This window comes from Mycobacterium sp. TH-M116 (assembly GCF_057473685.1).
Genome location: NZ_JBYCLC010000372.1, coordinates 1 through 3,729 on the forward strand (window position 1 = coordinate 1; position 3,729 = coordinate 3,729).

At 65.8% G+C, this 3,729-nt stretch carries 2 protein-coding genes and 1 tRNA gene; all 3 read right to left on the bottom strand.

What is annotated here, in order from left to right:
- Nucleotide 1: 1 nt before the first annotated feature.
- A tRNA-Met gene (locus tag AC2VOK_RS19370) sits at nucleotides 2–78 on the bottom strand.
- Nucleotides 79–195: 117 nt separating this feature from the next.
- Nucleotides 196–3,180 carry a UPF0182 family protein gene (locus AC2VOK_RS19375; protein ID WP_428901914.1) on the bottom strand — a complete coding sequence of 995 codons (2,985 nt, stop codon included), beginning with the start codon at nucleotides 3,178–3,180 and terminating at the stop codon, nucleotides 196–198.
- Nucleotides 3,181–3,343: 163 nt separating this feature from the next.
- The coding region (locus AC2VOK_RS19380) for a S16 family serine protease (RefSeq protein ID WP_428901915.1) at nucleotides 3,344–3,729 on the bottom strand (386 nt) is incomplete at its 5' end.

The window sequence follows — 3,729 nt, forward strand, 5'->3', positions numbered from 1 at the left end:
CTGGTAGCGGGGACAGGATTCGAACCTGCGACCTCTGGGTTATGAGCCCAGCGAGCTACCGAGCTGCTCCACCCCGCGTTGGTGAACCCCAGGTTACCGAACCGACGTCAGCGCTACCAAATCGCACGGTCAGCGGGGTTGTCGGCCGGGCAGGCTTGTCGCAGACCCGCGCACCGGCGCGGGGCACGAAGCCACCTACTTGGCGTTGTTGTACTTGGTGATCGCGTCGTCCAGGCGCTGCAGCGCGGTCCCGTAAGCGGCGAAATCACCCTTCTTCTGGGCATCCTTGGCCGCGCTCAGCGCCGTTTGGATGTCCTGCAGCGCAGCGGCTTTCGCCGGAGACAACGTCACCGCGCCGTCCGGGGCCGGCGCTGACGCCTGCGGCGGCGGCGCCGCAGGCGACCCGGGTGCCCCCTCCGGCGCCGGCAGGCTCGCGGGCGGACTCGCCCCGCCGCCGTCGGTGGGCTGGATGCCCGTCGCGGCCGCACCCGCGCCGGGGCCGAACAACCCGGTGAGCGCATCGCCCACCGTGGGGCCGTAGCCGATCTTGTCGTTGTACATCATCGCCACCCGGATCAGCCTCGGGTACGACGAGGCGGCGTCGCTGGCACCCGGGGAGGCATAGACCGGTTCGACATACATCAGCCCGCCCTGACCGACCGGCAGCGTCAGCAGGTTGCCCCACCGGATCCGGTTCTGGTTGTCGCGCCCGATCACGCCGAGGTCCTGGGACACCGCCGGGTCGGTGGTGATCGCGTTGTTGGCCAGCTTGGGGCCGTTGACCTGCCCCGGGATGGTCAGCACCGTGATCTTGCCGTAGGTGGCAGGGTCGGAGCTGGCGCTGATGTAGGCGGCCAGGTAGTCGCGCTTGAACCGGTTCATCGCGCTCGTCAGCTGGTAGGACGCTGAATTATCATTCTTGGCAATGTTTTTCGCGACGATGTAGAACGGCGGCTGATAGCTGCTGGCGGTCGGGTTCGGATCCAGCGGCACGTCCCAGAAGTCCGAGGTGGAGAAGAACGTCACCGGGTCGTTGACGTGGTATTTGGCCAGCAGCATCCGCTGCACCTTGAAGAGGTCCTGGGGGTAGCGCAGATGGTCGGCCAGCTCGGGGGTGATCTCGCTCTTGGGCCTGACGGTGTCCGGAAAGACCCGCATCCAGGCCTTGAGCACCGGGTCGTTCTCGTCGTGCTGATACAGCGTGACGGTGCCGTCATAGGCGTCGACGGTGGCCTTCACCGAGTTTCGGATGTAGGAGACCTGCTTGTCGGGCGCCAGCCTGTTGAACGCCACCTCGTTGGAGTCGGCGGTCGCCGACTCCAACGAGGTGAGTTGGGAGTACGGGTAGTTGTCCAGCGTGGTGTAGCCGTCGATGATCCACACCAGCCGCTTGTTGACCACCGCGGGGTACACGACGCTGTCGGTGGTCAGCCACGGCGCCACTGCCTCCACGCGCGCAGCCGGGTCACGGTTGAACAGGATCTTGCTGTTGGACCCGATCACGTTGGAGAACAAGAAGTTTCGCTCGGCGAATTTGGCGGCGAACACGCTGCGGGAAAACCAGCTGCCGATCGGCACCCCGCCGAGCCCGGTGTAGGTGTAGTTCTTGGTCTCGTTGCTGGTCTCGTAGTCGTATTCGCGGTCCGTGCCGTTGTGCCCGACGATCGCGTAGTCGGCGGAAGTGTTGGCGATGACGGGCCCGTAGTAGATGCGCGGCTGGTCCAGCGGAGCGGGTCCGTCGGATATCACGCCACCGTTGGCGCCGACGACGTTGACCAGGAACTCCGGGTAGCCTCCGTTCTGGTTGGGGTCGTTGGCGATGCCGCGCACCGTGTTCGCCGGCGAGGCGATGAAACCGTTGCCGTGGGTGTAGACGGTGTGACGGTTGATCCAGTCCCGCTGGTTGTCGATCAGTCGGTCCGGGTTGAGTTCGCGCGCCGCCACCACATAGTCGCGCAATGCGCCGGTGTGGTCGATGTAGCGGTCGATCGACAACTGGTCGGGGAAGTAGTAGAAGTTCTTGCCCTGCTCGAACTGGGTGAACGCGGGGCTGACGATCGTGGGGTCCAGAAGCCGGATGTTCGACGTGGTGGCGCGGTCGGCCGCGACCTGCTGTGCGGTGGCCCTGGCGTCGCCGGAGTAGTTGCGGTACGTCACGACATCGGAGGTCAGGCCGTACGCCTGGCGCGTCGCGGCGATGCTGCGGCTGATGTATTCGCTTTCCTTCTGCGCCGCATTGGGTCTGACGCTGATCTGCTCGACGATCAGCGGCCAGCCGGCGCCCACGATCAACGACGACAGCAGCAACAACACCAGGCCGATGACCGGAATCCGCAAGTCCCGGAACGTGATCGCGGAGAACACCGCGGCGGCACAGATCAGCGCGATCGCCATCAGGATCAGCTTCGCCGGCATCACGGCGTTGATGTCGGTGTAGCCGGCGCCGGTGAACGGCTTGCCGCCCCGGGTGTGCGACAGCAACTCGTAGCGGTCCAGCCAGTAGGCGAGCGCCTTGAGCAGCACCAGCGTCCCGACCAGGCCGACCAGCTGGATGCGCGCCGAGCGACTCAGCGCTCCGCTGCGGCCCGACAGCCGGATACCGCCGAAGAGGTAATGCCCCAACAGATTCGCCACGAATGCCAGGAACACGGCAACGAACAGATAGCTCAGGACCAGCCGGTAGAACGGCAGTTCGAACGCGTAGAAACCCAGGTCCTTGCCGAATTGTGGGTCCTTGATGCCGAATTCGCCGCCGTGCAGGTAAAGCTGGATGCGCACCCAATAGCTCTGCGCGACGATGCCGGCCAGCAACCCGATCGCGGCGGGTATGCCGATGCCGACCAGGTGCAGTCGTGTCATCACCACGGCGCGGTAGCGCGCCACCGGATCGTTGTCGTTGCTCGGGACGAACACCGGGCGGGTGCGATAGGCCAGCGCCAGCCCGCAGAACACGATGCCGCCGACCAGCAGACCGGCCACGAGAAAGACCACGAGGCGGGTGAACAGCACGGTGGTGAACACCGAGCGGTATCCCAGTTCGCCGAACCACAGCCAGTCGACGTAGGCGTCGATCAGTCGCGGTCCCGCGAGCAGCAGGGCGATCGAGCCCAGGGCGACCACGATGAGAATTCGGCTGCGCCGGGTCAGCTTCGGCATTCTCGCGGCGGGCCGCATCCCCATTGATTACGCTCCTGATCGATTCAACTGGCGTCAACTGGCGTCACTGTGACCAGGGACCGCGTCACTGGACACTTCCTGGCAGTTTGCTGTGTATCCGCGAATATTCCCGGACGCAGACAACTGTACGCACACTCGCCCGCGGCGTGTCGGCTCCAACGGAGCCCTAGCACGTCGGCGGCCGTCCCCCCGACGTGATCGTGTGCAGCGAGTCCACCGCGTCGCTGAGCGTGTCGACCTTGACCAGGCGCATACCGGTCGAGTTGTCCGAACTCGCCTCATAGCAGTTTTTCGCGGGCACCAGGAAGACCGTGGCGCCGGCAGCCTTCGCGGCGACCATTTTGTGCGTGATGCCGCCGATCGGGCCGACCTTGCCGTCGATGGAGATGGTGCCCGTGCCGGCGATGAACGTCGAGCCGGCCAGCTCGCCGGTGGTGAGCTTGTCGACCACGGCCAGGCTGAACATCAGCCCGGCCGACGGGCCCCCGATGTTGGCCAGGTTGAACGTCACCTCGAACGGCGCCCACGGCGCATCGAGCACGGCAACGCCCA

Coding starts and splice junctions, on each gene's coding strand:
- AC2VOK_RS19375 (WP_428901914.1), bottom strand. CDS start 3,180: ATGGGGATGCGGCCCGCCGCGAGAATGCCGAAGCTGACCCGGCGCAGC.